The following is a 15943-nucleotide window of genomic DNA, read 5'->3' on the forward strand; positions in this document are numbered from 1 at the left end:
CCGCGGCGTCGCCCAATAAAGGCTGTCCGCGCGGCCTCTAGAACAGGCTGCCCTGATCGATTTTCGTCGCCTTTTTCGGCGCGGCCGGTGCCGCAGGCTTTGCTTCACGCACAGCGGCCGGGCGGTCGCCATCGGCGGTCACGCCGACGCGGCCATCGGCGAATTCGATGCTCAGGCGCGCGCCCGCTCCGATGTTGGCGGCGGCATGCAGCGCGGCGCCTTGCTCGTCGCGCACCAGCGCAAAGCCGCGGGCCAGCACGCTGCGATAGGAGAGGGCACCGAGCAACTGGCTCGACGCCTGTACGCGCGCCTGCTGGCGCTGCACCAGTGTCGTCAATGCACGGCGCGCGCGTTCGGCAAGGCGCAGAGCGCGCTCCCGATCGCGCGTGATGGCATTGCGCTGCGCCTGCGCATTGGCGAGCTTGGAAGCCTTCAATCGTGCTTCAAGGCCAGTGAAGCGATCGCGGCGCTGCCGAAGCAGTGCGCGCGCGGAGAGGCTCAAGCGTTCACCCGATACCGTCAGTCGCTGCGTGGCATGGGCGATCTGTGCGCGCAGGACGCGCAGCGTCAGCCCGGCGCTGGCCTGCGCGAAGCGGCGATGATGCGCGTGGGTATTGGCCTTCAACGCACGCGGCAGCGATGCGGTTGCGCCATCGAGACGCTGGCGCGGAATCGCGAGCAGTTCGCTGAGATCCGGCAGAGCACGCGCTGCGGCGCGTAGTTCGTTGCGGCGGGATTCCTGGCCGCGCTGCCAGCACAGCATCATGCGGCGCTCGAAGCCGGATATCTCCACCATCAGTTCGGCGCGCACGGGCACCGCCATTTCGGCAGCGGCTGTCGGCGTCGGCGCGCGCTTGTCGGCGGCGAAATCGATCAGCGTGATGTCGGTCTCGTGGCCCACGGCCGAGATCAGCGGGATTATGCTCTCGGCGGCAGCACGCACCACGATTTCTTCGTTGAACGACCACAGGTCTTCCAGCGAGCCGCCGCCGCGCGCGACGATCAGCAGATCCGGCCGCGGAATGGCGCCGCCCACCGGCAGCGCATTGAAGCCATGGATCGCGGCGGCGACCTGTTCGGCCGAGCCTTCGCCCTGAACTTTCACGGGCCAGACCAGCACGCGGCGCGGGAAGCGGTCTTCCAGCCGATGCAGGATGTCGCGGATGACAGCGCCGGTGGGCGATGTCACTACGCCGATGACTTCCGGCAGCCATGGCAGCAGCTGCTTGCGCGCTTCGTCGAACAGGCCTTCGGCGCCAAGCTTGCGCTTGCGCTCTTCCATCAGCGCCATCAGCGCGCCGACGCCCGCGGGTTCGATGGCCTCGATGACGATCTGGTATTTCGACGAGCCTGGATAGGTGGTCAGCTTGCCGGTGGCGATGACTTCGAGGCCTTCCTGCGGCTTGAACCGCATCCGGCCATGGACGCCCTTCCAGATCACCGCCTCGATCTTGGCGCTCTCGTCCTTGAGCGAGAAATAGCAGTGGCCGGACGAATGCGGCCCGCGAAAACCCGAGATTTCGCCGCGCACCCGCACGTTCCCGTATGTGTCTTCCACCGTCCGTTTCAGGGCTGAGGACAGCTCGGAGACGGTGAATTCGGGGGAATTGGTGAGGGGGGCGGCGGCTTTGGGCATCGAATCTCGGCTTTCAGGATGGTCGCAAAGTAGGGATGTCGGTCGCAAAACGCCAATCAGATATTGATTTACAGATAACTCTGTTATACAGAGTAATCTGTATTCAGAGAATGGCGGGTATTATGGCGTCGATATTGACCTTCGCGGTCCGTGGCATCGTTTGGCTCCTTGCTGCGGTGGGTCTGGCGGCCCTGGTGCTGGCCGGCATGATTGCGGTGCCGGTTTCCCGGCCCAAGGCACTGGCCTCCATTGCGGACACGGCGCGCAGTGCGTATCGCGGGGATGTGCCGCCACTGCAGTATTTCCAAGCGAGAGACGGCTCGAATCTGGCCTACCGGCGCTACACGCCATCCGGACCATCCGTGAACCGTGCCGCACTGCTCATTCATGGTTCGTCGGGATCGAGCATCGCGGTGCACGCTCTCGCGAAAGCGCTTGCCGCGCGGGGCGTCGAAAGCATCGCTCCCGACATGCGCGGCCATGGTGCGTCGGGGACCCGCGGCGATATCGCCTATCTCGGTCAGCTCGACGATGATCTCGCAGATCTCGTCGGCCATGTGCGCGGGCAGGGGCTGGCGTCGCCACTGACGCTCGCCGGGCATTCGTCGGGCGGCGGGTTTGCGCTGCGCGTAGCAGGGTCCGTCAATCAGGGGCTTTTCGCACGCACCGTTCTGCTGTCCCCCTATCTCGGCCTGAAGTCGCCCTCCACACGCGAGAACGCAGGCGGATGGGCCAGTCCGAATGTGCCGCGCATCATCGCGCTCAGCCTACTGCAATCGTTCGGCGTGACATGCTGTTCGCAGCTCCCGGTGGTTGCCTTTGCCGTGCAACCGGGGTCGACCCGCATTCTGACGTCCGAATATTCGTTTCGGCTGCTGCAGAATTTCGGCACGCATCGCGACTACCGCCTGGATCTCGATCCGGCGAACGGGCCCATATCGGTCATCGCCGGGCGCAATGACGAGCTGATGTTCGCCGACAAATATCGCGAGGCGATGCAGTCGAAAGCCAATATCGACGTGCGCGTCCTCGACGACGCAAATCACATGGACGTCGTCAGCACGGCAAGTTTCATCGCCGTCGTCGCCGACGATCTCGCAACGAGGTGACACCGTGATCAACAGCCAGGAAGCCAGCGCTGCGTTGATGGAGATCGAGAGCCTCAGTCGGCTGGTCCGGCAGTCGGTGTTCTATCGGCACGCCAGCACGATGCTCATTCTATGGGGCGTTGCGACTTTTATCGGTTATCTGCTCTCGTTCTTTGCGCCTGCTGCGGCTCCCGTCATCTGGTCGGTCGTCATTCTCGCGGGTGTTATCTGCGCGATCATCATCGGGGCCCTCAACAAGAAGCGCGAAGGCGTCAGTACCTTCGATGCCCGTGCAACGGCAGCGTTTATCGCGTTCGTGGCTTTCGGCTGTCTGTGGAGCATCGTTTTCGGGAACATGGCGCCGCGGCAGATCGGCGCGTTCTGGACGACCTACTTCATGTTGCCTTACGTGATGACAGGGTTCTGGTTCGGCCGCGTCTTTGTCGTGATCGGCATGAGCGTGATCGCGCTGACGCTGCTCGGTTACTTCTTCGCCGGACCGTGGTTCACGCTCTGGATGGCTGTCGTCAATGGTGGCGGCCTGTTGCTCGGTGGCCTCTGGATGCGGCGCAGCTGACATGGCCGAACTCGACGACATCATCCATCAGCCTCTGCGGCTCAAGATCATGGCGGCGCTGAACGCTCTGCATCCGACACAGGGGCTGGATTTCCCGCGATTGAAGAAACTGACCGGCGCCACCGATGGCAATCTCGGCGCTCATATCGAGACACTGGCGAAAGCCGGTTATGTCAGCGTCGAAAAGGCCTTTGTCGGCAAGAAGCCGCAGACAACGGTGACGGCCACCGCGACCGGACGTGGCGCCTTTGCGCGGCACGTCGCGACGTTGCGTGAGATCATTGCAACTGCGGAAGGCAAGTAGAGCAAAGCCTGGGAGATTGTCATGGACGTCGCGTGGCGCATTCTGACCAACACGCCGATCTGGGTGTTCGCGTTGCTCGCATTGCTGATCTGGCTCGGAAGCCTGTCGCTCCGGCCGCGAAAGACAGAGCTGCGCCGCTTGCTGATCGTTCCGATAGTGTTTCTCCTGATGGGGCTGTCGCGGCTGATCTTTGCCGGCGGCCAAACGCATCTGATCGGAGCCTGGCTGGCAGCGGCCATCGTGATGGCGGCCGTCGCTCTGTGGATCGGTCCCGGCGAGATGACCGTCGATCGAAAGGACGGCACCATTCTGCGCCCCGGGAGCTGGCTGCCGCTGATCCGCAACCTGTCGGTCTTTCTCCTGCAATATGCCGTGGCGGTCGCAACCGCGATGAAGCTGGGTTCGGGTGCTGCCGTCCCGCTGATCGGCCAATTGGTGTCCGGGGCGTGCGCCGGCTATTTCCTTGGCTGGACGGTGGGCTTGATCCGCCGCTATCGCGCGGAAACACATGTCGCCGTCGCTTGACGGGGTGGCGGCCTGGCCGGTTGATTACTCAGACCACTGATTGCTGTCCCGACGCGCCGTGCTAAACGGTGGGCGTGTTTGATTGCAATTGGTCTGGCTGGTTATGAACATTCTCCTCATCGGTTCCGGTGGTCGCGAACACGCGCTGGCGTGGAAACTCGCCGCGTCGCCGCTGCTGACCAAGCTCTGGTGCGCGCCAGGTAATGCCGGCATCGCCAAAGAGGCGGAATGTATCGCGCTGGATGTCGCCGACCATGCCGCCGTGATTGCGTTCTGCCGGACCAACAAGGTCGATTTCGTCGTGGTCGGCCCCGAGGCGCCGCTGGCGGCGGGCATCGTCGACGATCTGGCTGCTGCCGGTATCAAGTCGTTCGGACCAAGCAAGGCCGCCGCCCGGCTCGAAGGCTCCAAGGGCTTCACCAAGGATCTCTGCAAGGCCAACAACATCCCGACCGCGGCCTATGAGCGCTTCAGCGATGCGGATACCGCCAAGGCCTATATCCGCGCGCAGGGCGCGCCGATCGTGATCAAGGCCGATGGTCTTGCCGCCGGCAAGGGCGTGGTCGTTGCGATGACGCTGAAGGAAGCGGAAGACGCCATCGACATGATGCTGGGCGGCGGCTTCGGCGCAGCCGGTGCGGAAGCCGTGGTCGAGGAATTCATGACCGGCGAGGAAGCCTCGTTCTTCGTGCTGTGCGACGGCGAGCATGCACTGCCGCTGGTCGCGGCGCAGGATCACAAGCGCGCCTTCGACGGCGACAAGGGGCCGAACACCGGCGGCATGGGCGCCTATTCGCCGGCACCTGTGTTTACCGATGCGATCCGCGATCGCACGATGAACGAGATCATTTATCCAACGCTGCGCGCCATGAAGGCGATGGGCAATCCCTACAAGGGCGTGCTGTTTGCCGGCCTGATGATCACGGACGAAGGCCCGAAGCTGATTGAATACAATGCGCGCTTCGGCGATCCCGAGACCCAGGTGCTGATGGTCCGCCTGATGTCGGATTTGCTGCCGGCCCTGATCGCCTCCTGCGACGGGCAGCTCAAGAATTTCGACCTGCGCTGGTTCCCTGATCCCGCACTCACCGTGGTCATGGCCGCCAAGGGCTATCCCGGCGACTATGAGAAGGGCACCCGGATTGCCGGGCTCGATCGCGCCGAGAAGATCGACGGCGTCGAGGTGTTTCACGCTGGCACCAAGGCGTCCGGCGACTGGATTCTTGCCAATGGCGGGCGCGTCCTCAACGTGACGGCGTCCGCCAAGACCGTCGCTGAGGCCCAGCGCCGTGCCTATGAAGCCATCGGCCTGATCAACTGGCCCGAAGGTTTCTGCCGCCGCGATATCGGCTGGCAGGCAGTGGCGCGGGAACGCAAGGGCAAATAAAGGTATTCAGGGGTTCCGTTTGGGGAACCGAAGGTTGTATGGCGCGTTGATGGGGCTGTGAGGTACCCATGACGCACTATTATTTCGACCTCAAGAACGGCACGACGCAGCGCGACCACGCTGGTCGGGAACTGCGCAGTGACGCCGAAGCGATTGCACAGGCTTATGTGATCGCTGACGAAGTCAGCGCACGGCCGGTGACGCATCAGGATCATGAGCGCCATGTCTGCGTCATTCACGAAGACGGGCACGAAGTAACCCGTGTTCCCGTCGATATAGCTGCCAGCAAAGCCTCAGCGCCGCGCTTTAAAAAACTCTCGTAACAGCGTGGCGGACTGGGTTTCGCCCACCGACGGATAGACCTCCGGCGCGTGGTGGCAGGTCGGCGAAGCGAAGAAGCGCACGCCGGAATCGACCCCGCCGCCCTTGGGATCAGCTGCGCCGTAATACAGCCGCCGGATCCGGGCGAAGGAGATTGCGCCCGCGCACATGGTGCAGGGCTCCAGGGTCACATACAGGTCGCAGTCGACCAGCCGCTCGCTGCCGAGCCTGGCGGCCGCCTCCCGGATCGCCAGGACTTCGGCATGGGCGGTCGGGTCGCGGTCCCGGACGGTGCGGTTGCCGGCTGTGGCGATCACCTCGTTATTCCCGACGATGACGCAGCCGATGGGGACTTCACCGGCATTTCCGGCGCTTTCGGCCGCTTTCAGCGCCAGATCCATGAAAGAAGGTGCGGTCAACGGCTCGTTTCCTGCGCAAAACTCTGCTACGGAGTTGCATTCAGCAAAAGTGGATACTGGTTTTGCGTGAGAATGCGCCCCAATGAGCGCGCATTTTCGGCCCGCGAACCGTTTCCGCACCGCTCAACCCAATTCAGCTTCCGCTGCAGTGAGACCCTTCATGCCCCGCGACAACGACAAAAACAACGGCCCCTCGCGCGGCCGGCCACCCGGTGGCAAAGGCGGAGCCGGCAAGGGCCGCTCCGGCGCCGCACGTGGACCCGACAAGAAATTCGCCAAGCGCGACGGCACATACACCCCGAAGCCGCCCGGTGCTGGCGGCGGTGAGAAGCGATCTTTCGGTGGCAAGCCTTCTGGCGGCAAGTCTTTTGGCGCCAAGCCCTACGCCGGCAAACGCGATGACGACCGCGCGCCGCGCCGCGACTATGGCGATGCGCCGCGGCCGGCTCGCTTCAACCGCGACGACCGTCCCGCGCGCAGCGGCGGTGGTGATCGCCCCGATCGCGGTCCGCGCAAGGATTTCGGTGACCGCGAGAAGCGGCCCTATGCACCGCGCGCCGGTGGCGGCGACAAGCGTCCCTACAGCCCGCGCGGAGAGGCACCGCGCGGCGACCGTCCGAATTTCAACAGGGATGACCGCGCCCCGCGTGGCGACCGCGGCGATGCGCGTCCGGCCGGACGTTTCTCCGACAAGAAGTTCGGTGACAAGAAGCCATATGCATCGCGTGATGGTGGTGGCGAGAAGCGCCCCTATACGCCGCGTGGCGAAGGTTTCCGCGGTGGCGATGGTGACCGTCCGCGTCCGCGCTTCGATCGGCCGCAAGGCGATCGCAACGATCGGCCACAGCGTGATCGCAACGAGCGCCCGCAGGGCGACCGCCCCTACAGCCCGCGCCCGTCGCGTGATGGCGATCGACCGTTCAGTCCGCGCCCCTCACGCGACGGCGATCGTCCGCGCGGCGACCGGCCCTTCAGCGCCGAGAAGAAGTTTGGCGGCGACAAGAAATTCTCCCGTGGTGCGCCGGATCGCGGCGGCCCGCGCAAGAGCTTTGGCGATCGCAACGATCGTCCCGATCGCAATGATCGCGGTGGGCGTGATTTCGAGCGCGGCCCTGATCGCAGCGAGCAAAAGCCTTGGCAGAAGCGTGAAGGCGGGGCGGATGATCGCGGCAGCCGCAGTGCGCGTCCGCCGCGCGATGGCGCGCGCAATTTCGATCGTCCGAAATTCGACAGGCCGAAATTCGAACGCCCGCGTGAAGATCGTCCGGAGCGCGGCGACAGCGAACGTCCGCGTTTCTCGCGTCCGCGTGAGGACCGTCCGAGCTTCGATCGTCCGCGCGAGCCGCGTGGCCGCACCGATTGGCAGGAGCATGGTCGCAGCGAGGCTCGCGACGGCGACGAGCGTCCGCGTCGTGAGAACGAGGACGACAGCAGGATTTTCGCCAAGCGTCCCGCCTTCGGTGGTCGCGGTGAATATCGCGAACGCGATCCGGAAGCGCGCCGCCCGGCGCGCGTTCCCGCGGCCAAGAAGGCCGGCGAGCGTATCGCCAAGGTTGTGTCGCGCGCGGGCCTGTGCTCGCGCCGCGATGCCGAGGAATGGGTCACGCAGGGCCGCGTCGCCGTCAACGGCCGCGTCATCAACTCGCCGGCGCTCGATGTCTCGACCAACGACGTGATCACCGTCGACGGCAAGCCGTTGCCGGCGCCGGAGCGCACGCGGCTGTTCCTGTATCACAAGCCACGCGGCCTGATGACGACCCATGCCGACCCCGAGGGACGGCCGACGGTGTTCGATCATCTGCCCGAAGGCCTGCCGCGCCTGATCTCCATCGGCCGGCTCGATTTCAACACCGAAGGCCTGCTGTTGCTCACCAATGACGGCGGCCTCGCGCGCACGCTCGAACTGCCGGAGACCGGCTGGCTGCGCCGCTATCGCGTTCGCGCCCATGGCGAAGTCACGCAGGCGCAGCTCAACGAGCTCAAGAACGGCGTCGAGGTCGATGGCGTCAAATACGGCTCGATCGATGCGACGCTGGAACGCGACAAGAGCGCCAATGTCTGGATCGTGTTCGCAATCCGCGAAGGCAAGAACCGCGAAGTGCGTAACGTGCTGGCGCATCTGGGCCTCGAGGTGAACCGGCTGATCCGCATCTCCTACGGTCCGTTCCAGCTCGGCGAGATCGAGGAAGGCCAGGTCGACGAGGTGAAGACCCGCGTGCTGCGCGAGCAGCTCGGCGAGAAGATCGCGGATGCCTCGGGTGCCGATTTCGGTCGGCAACTGCCGAGCAAGGGCGATGTCTCGCTCGATCCGGTGATCGTCAAGAAGCCGGTTCTGAAGCGCTCGACGGTGGAAGACCGCAAGGGCCGTCGCATTCTCGTGCAGCGCGCCGGCTCGGAAGAGTCGCGTGCCCGCAACGAGGACGCAGCCACCTTCGGCGGTCCCCCGAAGAAGCCGAAGCGCGGTTATCACGGCAAGCGCGATCTGAAGCCGCGGGACGCGTAAGAGAAGTCAAAGAGAAATACGATGTACATCGCGACGGCAGTTGTGCTCCCTCCCCCCTTGCGGGGGAGGGTCGGGGAGGGGGGTAACCCGGAGCTCCGGCGTTTGTGGCTCACCCCCCTCCCGGCGCTTCGCGCCACCCTCCCCCGCAAGGGGGGAGGGGACCACGCTACACCTGCGGTGGCTTTGCCACTTTTCAAACGAGGCATCTGATGCGTGTCGTCGGTGGCCGGCTGAAGGGCCGCAACATCGCGTCGCCCACGACGCAGGCGATCCGTCCCACGGCGGATCGACTGCGCGAGGCACTGTTCAACATCCTGATCCACGCTTACGAAAGTCCAATCGCGGACGCGCGCGTGCTTGATCTGTTTGCCGGCACCGGCGCGCTCGGCATCGAGGCCGTATCGCGCGGCGCAAAGTTCACGCTGTTCGTCGACAACGGGTCAGAGGCGCGCGCACTGCTCCGCAACAATGTCGAGGCGCTCGGCCTCGGCGGCGTCACCAAAGTGTATCGCCGGGATGCCGCCGATCTCGGCCCCGCCCATCCGGTCGAGCCGTTCTCGCTGGTGTTCCTCGATCCGCCCTATCGCATGAAGCTTGCCGAAAAGGCGCTGGCCTCGCTACGCGATGGTGGCTGGCTGACGCCGGGCGCTCTGCTGGCGGTGGAAGAGGCGAAGGATGCTGCGTTCGCGGCACCGGAGGGGTTTGAAGAACTCGAGCGCCGCGCCTATGACGACACCGAGTTTACGTTTCTGCGATCTGTGTAAGAAGACGTCAAAAGGAGCCGCCGATGTCTGCGATCGAATACACCTGGGATCATGTCCATATCCGCACGCCGGACACCGAAGCGACCGCGCAGTGGTTTGCCGATATGCTCGGCGCCGAGATCCTGCGTGCCCCTGGCCGCATCGATATCAGGCTTGGCGGCGGCATGATCTTCCTCGCCCCCGTGACGCCGGAGATGGGCGTCAACCCGCCGCCGGTCACGCCCTATCAGGGCCTCGACCATTTCGGCCTGAAGGTGAAGGACATCGATGCGGTGGCCGCGTCGCTGAAGGCCAAGGGCGTCGAGTTCACCAAGGAGCCGCATACGCTTAAGCCCGGCCTGCGCATCTGCTTCATCCGCGCGCCGCAGGGCGTGTCGATCGAGCTGCTCGAGCGCGATCCGAAATATACGTGAGTCGAGCACCAGCCCGTCCACGTCATTGCGAGGAGCGAAGCGACGCGGCAATCCAGTCTTCGCTTGCGGCTCTGGATTGCTTCGCTGCGCTCGCAATGACGGCTGAGGGGTCTATCGTCGCCCGAACAGCTTCTCGATATCGCTGAGCTTCAGCTCGACATAAGTCGGCCGGCCGTGATTGCACTGGCCGGAATTTGGCGTGTCTTCCATTTCGCGCAGCAGGGCGTTCATTTCCTCGGGTCGCAGCCGCCGGCCTGAGCGCACCGAGCCGTGGCAGGCCATGGTCGCGGCCACATGCAGCAGCCGGCGCTCCAGCGGCAGCGCCTCGTCCCATTCGGCCATATGTTCCGCGAGATCGCGCAGCAGCGACGCGGCATTGGTCTTGCCGAGCAGCGACGGTGTCTCGCGCACGGCAATGGCGCCGGGGCCGAAACTGTCGATGGCGAGGCCATAGCTTGCGAGTTCCTCGGCGCGATCGAACAGTTTCTCCACGATGGCCTCGTCCATTTCGACGATCTCGGGGATCAGCAGGATCTGTCGCTGCACGCCATTGGCGGCCAGTGATGCCTTCAGCCGCTCATAGACGATACGTTCATGCGCGGCGTGCTGATCGACCACGATCATGCCGTCGCGGGTCTGCGCAATGATGTAGTTCTCATGCACCTGTGCACGCGCGGCACCGAGTGGCCGGTCGATCAGATCGGTCTGCGGCGTCTCTTCAAAACGCACATCGGCCGTGGGCGTGCCGACATCGAAAGCCGCCTGGCTGGGTTCGGCAAACGCCGCCGAACCATCGAAGCCCGGCATTGGATTGACGGGATAGGCCGGCGAGCGCTGCCAGTCCCAGTTCGCATTTGCGCGCGGCGCGAAATTGGGTGCGAAGTTGGGGCGGAACGAGTCCAGCACGGCGCCGTCGCTATTGGCCGCCGTGCGTCGTCCTTCGCGGGCGAGGCCTTCCTTCAGGGCATGCACGATCAGCCCGCGTACCAGCCCGGCATTGCGGAAACGCACCTCGGTCTTGGCCGGATGCACATTGGCATCGACCTCCGTTGGGTCGAGCGTGACGAACAGCGCGACGACCGGATGGCGGTCGCGGGGCAGATAATCGGAATAGGCCGCGCGCACCGCACCAATGATGAGCTTGTCGCGAACCGGACGGCCATTGACGAACAGATACTGTCCAAGCGCATTTGCGCGGGTCAGCGATGGCGCGGCGGCAAAACCTTCGACCACCACGCCTTCGCGCTCGCTGCGCACTTCAATGGCACTGAGACGAAACTCGGGTCCGAGAATATCGCCGAGCCGCGTCAACTGTCCGGCCGGACCGGGCAGCGCAGCCGCCCACGTCACCGGCGCGCGTTCCTCGCCGGCCATGGTGAAGGCGATATCCGGCCGCGCCATCGCAAGGCGGCGCACCACTTCGCGGATCGCTTCGGCCTCAGTGCGGTCGGTCTTGAGAAATTTCAGCCGGGCAGGGGTCGCATAAAAGAGATCGGCGACCTCGACGCGGGTGCCCTGCGACAGCGCTGCGGGCGCGATCGGCGACTTCTCGCCGCCATCGACGGTGCGCGACCAGGCATGCGGCTCCGAGGCGTGGCGCGTGGTGATGCTCAGCCGCGCCACCGAGCCGATGGAGGGCAGGGCTTCGCCGCGAAAACCGAGGGTGCGGATCTGCAGCAGGTCCTCGTCATCGAGCTTCGAGGTGGCGTGCCGGTCCACGGCCAGTTCCAGGTCGGCATGAGTCATACCGCCGCCGTCATCGGTGATGGCGATCTTTCGCCGTCCACCGCCATCGGTGAAAATCTCGACCCTGGAGGCGCCGGCATCGATGGCATTCTCCACCAGCTCCTTCACCACGCTGGCCGGACGCTCCACCACCTCGCCGGCGGCGATGCGGTTGACGATGGTTTCTGGCAGTTGGCGAACGGGCATGGATCTCGGGGCGTATGGATGGGTCGGGGTTATGTAGGAAACCGGGAGCGCCATTCTATGGCCCCGGGCGCCCGATGTCCCCGCCGGAGCCTGTTTTCCCCGCTTTATGCGAATCGGCCGCCTTTCTCGATGACCTCGATCTTGTAGCCATCCGGGTCGGTGGCGAAGAAAAACTGCGCCAGCGTGCGGCCCTCATGTTTGAAATCCCGCAGCGGCCCGGGGGCCAGATTCTCGCGCTCGAACCGGCCATGTTCGGCAGCGACGTCATCCACGACGACCGCGAGATGGCCGTAACCGTCACCGAGCACATAGGGCTCAGTGCGGTCGAAGTTCACCGTCAGTTCGAGCTCGAAGGGCGAGGAGGGATGGCGCAGATAGATCAGCGCAAAATCGGGAAATGCAAAGCGCTCGGCAATCTCGAGGCCAAAGGCGCGCTTGTAGAAGTCCAGTGCGCGCGCTTCGTCCAGCACGCGGATCATCGAATGAACGGGTTTGGCCATCGGGAAATTCCTGGAAAAAGTGGTCTGGCTTGTTGTGTGGGGCGCGGCTCAGTCGTCGAAACGCCCGCCGCGGCCGGCCTTGACGTCGCTGCGGCGCTTCTTGCCGTCGAGGCGGCGCATCTTCGAGCCCAGCGTCGGTTTGGTGGCCCGCCGCGGCGCCTGCCGGAAGGCGGCTTCCTGCATCAGCTCCACCAGCCGCTCGATGGCGTCGGCCTTGTTGCGCTCCTGGGTGCGGAAACGCTGGGCGTGGATCACGATCACGCCGTCCTTGGTCATGCGCTGGCCGGCGAGGGTGCGCAGCCGGATTGCGGTATCCTCCGGCAGCGCCAGCTTGCGGCTGTCGAAGCGCAATTGCGCGGCGGTGGAAACCTTGTTGACGTTCTGTCCGCCAGGTCCGGACGCGCGGACGAAGACGATATCGATATCGTCTTCGTCGATGGCGATGGAGCGGGTGATCCGGAGCAGCATTCTGTCTCCGTAGCACAGGATACCGCGTTTTGCTTGGTGCACCCGTGCGCTTGATCGCAGATCGCAAAGATATGCCCGGGACATAGCGGCAATGCTGGAACTGGCGCCCTGCCGAGGCTTATCGTTGCACCATCAGTCAATCCGGACGTCTCATGACCAAGACCCCCCGCAATATTCTCACCATCGATATCGGCGGTACCCATGTGAAGGTGATGACCAGCCGTGAAGGGATCAAACGCGAATTCGAATCCGGTCCGGACCTGTCCGCGAAGGAAATGGTGCGCAAGGTCAAGGCGCTGACTAAAGACTTGCGCTATGACGTCGTCTCAGCCGGCTATCCCGGCCCGGTGGCCGGCAATCGTCCGCTCAAGGAGCCACACAATCTCGGCACGGGCTGGAAGGGTTTCGATTTCGAACGGGCATTCCGCAAGCCCACGAAGCTTGTGAACGACGCCATGATGCAAGCGGTCGGCAGCTATGATGGCGGCCGGATGCTGTTTCTCGGCCTCGGCACCGGACTGGGTGCGGCCATGATCATCGATGGTCTGTCCGAGCCGATGGAGCTCGGTCATCTACCCTATCGTCACAAGACATTCGAGGATTATGTCGGCGCAGCCGGCCTGAAGCGGCTGGGCAAGAAGAAGTGGCGGCAGCGCGTGGCTGATGTCGTTGCTGATCTGACGGCTGCGCTCGAGCCCGACTATACGGTGCTCGGCGGTGGCAATGTGGAGATGCTCGACAAACTCCCGCGCAAGACCCGGCGCGGCGACAACGCGAATGCGTTCAAAGGCGGCTTCCGGCTCTGGGATCCACCGAAGCCAGCGAAGCGCCGCTAGGACCGCCGTGACCCACTGCGTTCGACCAGCTTCACCATGACCTGCAGCGCATGGTTCGTCGGCGTCGGAATCCCATGCTCCAGGCCCTTGCGGACAATGAAGCCGTTGAGGAAGTCGATTTCCGACGGTTTGCCACGCGCGAGATCCTGCGATGTCGACGATTGCTGAAACGGCATGCTGGCCGCGAGGCCGAGCGTCTTCTCCAGAAGGTCGGCCGGCAGCGACACGCCGCAGGCGCGCGCCACCGCCATGCATTCCACGACGGCATCGGTCACGATGTCAGGCACGCCCTCGACCTTGAACATCTCGCCATAGGCAATCCCGGCCACCGCCGATAATGCATTATAGGCGCAATTGTTGATGAGCTTCGACCACTGCACCGCGTCGATGTCGCCGGCGACGGTGGTCGGCACGCCGGCGTCGCACAGCAGCTTCGCCAGCCTTTCGCTCTCGGGCGATGCGCCGATGATCAACTCGCCGCGGCCATTGTGCTTCACATGACCGGCGGCCGGCATCTCGGAGGCCACATAGACGGCTGCAGCGATCACCGGCTGGCTGAGGATGGCGCGCAGGCGCTCGGGATTGTCGACGCCGTTCTGCAGGCTCAGCACGATGGAGTTGGGCTTGAGCACAGGCTTCAGCGCTGTTGCCGAGCTGTCCGTATCGCCGGACTTCACGGCGAACAGAACGAGATCTGGCGGCGCGAGATCGGTGATCTGCGTCACCGCCTTCGCCGGAATGAAACCGTCGAACTCGGCACTCTCGAACCGAAGGCCGTGCGCATTGATGGCATCGACATGGATCTGGCGTCCGACCAATGTCACGTCATGGCCGGCGCGCAGCAGCTTGGCGCCGTAGTAGCAGCCAACCGCGCCGGCACCGATCACCGCGATCCGCACGGCGGCGCCTCAGTTGGCCTTCGGTGCCGGGGCTACCGGCGCTGCGGCCGCCTGCGGCGCGCGGCCGACGACGACGGTCAGCAGGCCATCTGCCCACAGCTTCTTCGCTGCCGCCTTGGCCTGGTCCAGCGTCACGGCATCGACCACGGCATTGCGCTTCTCGATGTAATCAATCGGCAGTCTGTCGAGCTGGTATTGCAGCAGCGCACCGGCCAGTTTCGACGAGGTGTCGAGCGCCAGCATCTGCGAACCCTTGAGATAGGATTTGGCCTCGTCCAGCTCACGCTGGGTCGGACCCTGCTCGGCCATGCGTTTCACTTCGCTGGTCACGGTATCGACCGTCTCGGTGGCGCGGTCGGCGCGAGTCGCGGTGCTGCCGATATAGATGCCGGAATGCTGCATCCACAGCAGCGAGCCACTGACGGAATAGACCAGGCCGCGCTTCTCGCGCACTTCGTGATACAGCCGCGACGATAGCGTGCCGCCGCCGAGGATGTGATTGACGATATAGGCAGCCATGAAGTTCGGATCGTCGCGTTTGACGCCGGGGCTGCCGAAGGTGATGACCGTCTGCGGCACGTCCAGCGTCACGGATTCCTTCTGCGGCGGCTTGGTCGCAGTGACTTCCGGGATAGGCGTCAGCGTCGCCTTGGCGGGCAGGCCACCGAAGGTCTTGTCCAGCAATGTCGCGAGCGTATCGGAATCGACGTCGCCGACCACGGCAATCTTCAGCGTGTCCTTCGCGACGATGCGTTGCTTGTAGGCCTTGATGTCGTCGACATTGATGGTCGGCACGTCGGTCAGGCTGCCGTTGGACGGCCGGCTATAGGGATGGTCGCCGAATGCCATCTGCAGAAACTTGCGCGTCGCCAGCGAGTTCGGGTTCGAGGTTTCGCGGCGCAGGCCGGACAGGATCTGCGCGCGGATGCGCTCGACATCGGGGGCGTCGAAGCGTGGCGACGTCAAAGCGAGGCGGGCGAGGTCGAACGCCTCGTCACGATGCTCCTTGAGCATGCGCAGCGAGCCACGCAGATAATCGCGCTGGGCGTTGAAGTTGAGCTCGATGGCGCGGCGTTCCATGCGATCGCGGAAGGTCGTGGAATCGAGATCGCCCGCGCCTTCGTCCATCAGGCTGGCCACCATGTTGGCGGTGCCGGATTTATCCTTCGGATCCTGTGCCGCACCGCCGCCGAACGCATATTCCATGGCGATCAGGGGAACGGTTGCATCCTGCACGAACCAGGCTTCGATGCCGCCTGGCGTCACGAGCCGCTGCACCTTGGCGGCGGCGAAAGATGGCGTCACCGTCAGTGTGACGAGTGAGAAGGCGGTGGCGACGGCAATGCCGAGGCGGCCCGCGTTGAAGATGAT

Annotated in this window: 17 protein-coding genes; 10 read left to right on the plus strand and 7 right to left on the minus strand. The window is 64.6% G+C overall.

The genetic code is table 11. The features are described from left to right. Window positions 1–37: 37 nt before the first annotated feature. A complete protein-coding gene (xseA, locus tag AB8A50_RS27005) occupies window positions 38–1636 on the minus strand; it encodes an exodeoxyribonuclease VII large subunit (RefSeq protein WP_439079525.1) in 1599 nt (532 codons plus the stop codon). Window positions 1637–1758: 122 nt separating this feature from the next. On the opposite strand from xseA, the gene AB8A50_RS27010 reads away from it, so the two are divergent. From AB8A50_RS27010 to AB8A50_RS27035, 6 genes are all read left to right on the plus strand, one after another. After that, a complete protein-coding gene (locus AB8A50_RS27010; protein WP_093759366.1) occupies window positions 1759–2745 on the plus strand; it encodes an alpha/beta fold hydrolase in 987 nt (328 codons plus the stop codon). Between the two features lie 4 nt (window positions 2746–2749). After that, window positions 2750–3301, plus strand: coding sequence for a hypothetical protein (locus AB8A50_RS27015; protein WP_244528355.1), 552 nt, complete (start codon window positions 2750–2752; stop codon window positions 3299–3301). Window position 3302: 1 nt separating this feature from the next. Next, window positions 3303–3605 carry a winged helix-turn-helix domain-containing protein gene (locus tag AB8A50_RS27020; RefSeq protein WP_120288568.1) on the plus strand — a complete coding sequence of 101 codons (303 nt, stop codon included), beginning with the start codon at window positions 3303–3305 and terminating at the stop codon, window positions 3603–3605. Between the two features lie 21 nt (window positions 3606–3626). After that, on the plus strand, window positions 3627–4130 hold the full coding sequence (locus AB8A50_RS27025) for a DUF6622 family protein (protein WP_439079526.1): 504 nt from the start codon (window positions 3627–3629) through the stop codon (window positions 4128–4130). 103 nt (window positions 4131–4233) lie between these two features. Then, complete coding sequence (gene purD / locus AB8A50_RS27030) at window positions 4234–5517, plus strand: phosphoribosylamine--glycine ligase (protein ID WP_439079527.1); 1284 nt, start codon at window positions 4234–4236, stop codon at window positions 5515–5517. A 68-nt stretch (window positions 5518–5585) separates the two neighbouring features. Beyond that, entirely contained in the window at window positions 5586–5840 is a 255-nt protein-coding gene (locus AB8A50_RS27035) for a DUF6894 family protein (protein WP_093759362.1), read from the plus strand. Here the strand turns inward: AB8A50_RS27035 and AB8A50_RS27040 are convergent. Then, the gene (locus AB8A50_RS27040) at window positions 5811–6257 is read right to left on the minus strand and encodes a nucleoside deaminase (protein WP_439079528.1); all 447 of its coding nucleotides are present in this window, start codon (window positions 6255–6257) and stop codon (window positions 5811–5813) included. The genes AB8A50_RS27035 and AB8A50_RS27040 overlap by 30 nt on opposite strands. 160 nt (window positions 6258–6417) lie before the next feature. On the opposite strand from AB8A50_RS27040, the gene AB8A50_RS27045 reads away from it, so the two are divergent. The 3 genes from AB8A50_RS27045 (at window position 6418) to AB8A50_RS27055 (ending at window position 9937) form a co-directional block, all read left to right on the plus strand. Then, window positions 6418–8760, plus strand: a complete 2343-nt coding sequence (locus tag AB8A50_RS27045) for a pseudouridine synthase (RefSeq protein WP_439079529.1) — start codon at window positions 6418–6420, stop codon at window positions 8758–8760. A 209-nt stretch (window positions 8761–8969) separates the two neighbouring features. Beyond that, a complete protein-coding gene (rsmD, locus tag AB8A50_RS27050; protein WP_439079530.1) occupies window positions 8970–9524 on the plus strand; it encodes a 16S rRNA (guanine(966)-N(2))-methyltransferase RsmD in 555 nt (184 codons plus the stop codon). A 23-nt stretch (window positions 9525–9547) separates the two neighbouring features. After that, a complete protein-coding gene (locus AB8A50_RS27055; protein WP_089261869.1) occupies window positions 9548–9937 on the plus strand; it encodes a VOC family protein in 390 nt (129 codons plus the stop codon). Window positions 9938–10048: 111 nt separating this feature from the next. On the opposite strand, the gene mutL is transcribed toward AB8A50_RS27055, so the two are convergent. The 3 genes from mutL to arfB form a co-directional block, all read right to left on the minus strand. Beyond that, window positions 10049–11869, minus strand: coding sequence for a DNA mismatch repair endonuclease MutL (mutL, locus tag AB8A50_RS27060; protein ID WP_439079531.1), 1821 nt, complete (start codon window positions 11867–11869; stop codon window positions 10049–10051). Window positions 11870–11973: 104 nt separating this feature from the next. After that, window positions 11974–12369: a VOC family protein gene (locus tag AB8A50_RS27065; protein WP_439079532.1), complete on the minus strand. Its 396-nt coding sequence runs from the start codon at window positions 12367–12369 to the stop codon at window positions 11974–11976. 48 nt (window positions 12370–12417) lie between these two features. After that, window positions 12418–12834 carry an alternative ribosome rescue aminoacyl-tRNA hydrolase ArfB gene (arfB, locus tag AB8A50_RS27070; protein WP_089263593.1) on the minus strand — a complete coding sequence of 139 codons (417 nt, stop codon included), beginning with the start codon at window positions 12832–12834 and terminating at the stop codon, window positions 12418–12420. A gap of 155 nt (window positions 12835–12989) precedes the next feature. Here arfB and AB8A50_RS27075 point away from each other — a divergent pair, with 155 nt between their 5' ends. Then, a complete protein-coding gene (locus tag AB8A50_RS27075; protein ID WP_439079533.1) occupies window positions 12990–13673 on the plus strand; it encodes an ROK family protein in 684 nt (227 codons plus the stop codon). Here the strand turns inward: AB8A50_RS27075 and AB8A50_RS27080 are convergent. Beyond that, on the minus strand, window positions 13670–14572 hold the full coding sequence (locus tag AB8A50_RS27080) for a ketopantoate reductase family protein (protein ID WP_439079534.1): 903 nt from the start codon (window positions 14570–14572) through the stop codon (window positions 13670–13672). The two genes, AB8A50_RS27075 and AB8A50_RS27080, sit on opposite strands and share 4 nt — an antisense overlap. 9 nt (window positions 14573–14581) lie before the next feature. Beyond that, window positions 14582–15916, minus strand: a complete 1335-nt coding sequence (locus AB8A50_RS27085) for a M16 family metallopeptidase (RefSeq protein WP_439080041.1) — start codon at window positions 15914–15916, stop codon at window positions 14582–14584. Between the last annotated feature and the right edge of the window lie 27 nt (window positions 15917–15943).

The organism is Tardiphaga sp. 841_E9_N1_2, assembly GCF_051811065.1.
In the GTDB taxonomy this organism is placed as follows: Bacteria; Pseudomonadota; Alphaproteobacteria; order Rhizobiales; family Xanthobacteraceae; genus Tardiphaga; species Tardiphaga robiniae.

Coding starts and splice junctions, on each gene's coding strand:
- xseA (WP_439079525.1), bottom strand. CDS start 1,636: ATGCCCAAAGCCGCCGCCCCCCTCACCAATTCCCCCGAATTCACCGTC.
- AB8A50_RS27010 (WP_093759366.1), top strand. CDS start 1,759: ATGGCGTCGATATTGACCTTCGCGGTCCGTGGCATCGTTTGGCTCCTT.
- AB8A50_RS27020 (WP_120288568.1), top strand. CDS start 3,303: ATGGCCGAACTCGACGACATCATCCATCAGCCTCTGCGGCTCAAGATC.
- AB8A50_RS27025 (WP_439079526.1), top strand. CDS start 3,627: ATGGACGTCGCGTGGCGCATTCTGACCAACACGCCGATCTGGGTGTTC.
- purD (WP_439079527.1), top strand. CDS start 4,234: ATGAACATTCTCCTCATCGGTTCCGGTGGTCGCGAACACGCGCTGGCG.
- AB8A50_RS27035 (WP_093759362.1), top strand. CDS start 5,586: ATGACGCACTATTATTTCGACCTCAAGAACGGCACGACGCAGCGCGAC.
- AB8A50_RS27045 (WP_439079529.1), top strand. CDS start 6,418: ATGCCCCGCGACAACGACAAAAACAACGGCCCCTCGCGCGGCCGGCCA.
- rsmD (WP_439079530.1), top strand. CDS start 8,970: ATGCGTGTCGTCGGTGGCCGGCTGAAGGGCCGCAACATCGCGTCGCCC.
- AB8A50_RS27055 (WP_089261869.1), top strand. CDS start 9,548: ATGTCTGCGATCGAATACACCTGGGATCATGTCCATATCCGCACGCCG.
- mutL (WP_439079531.1), bottom strand. CDS start 11,869: ATGCCCGTTCGCCAACTGCCAGAAACCATCGTCAACCGCATCGCCGCC.
- AB8A50_RS27065 (WP_439079532.1), bottom strand. CDS start 12,369: ATGGCCAAACCCGTTCATTCGATGATCCGCGTGCTGGACGAAGCGCGC.
- AB8A50_RS27075 (WP_439079533.1), top strand. CDS start 12,990: ATGACCAAGACCCCCCGCAATATTCTCACCATCGATATCGGCGGTACC.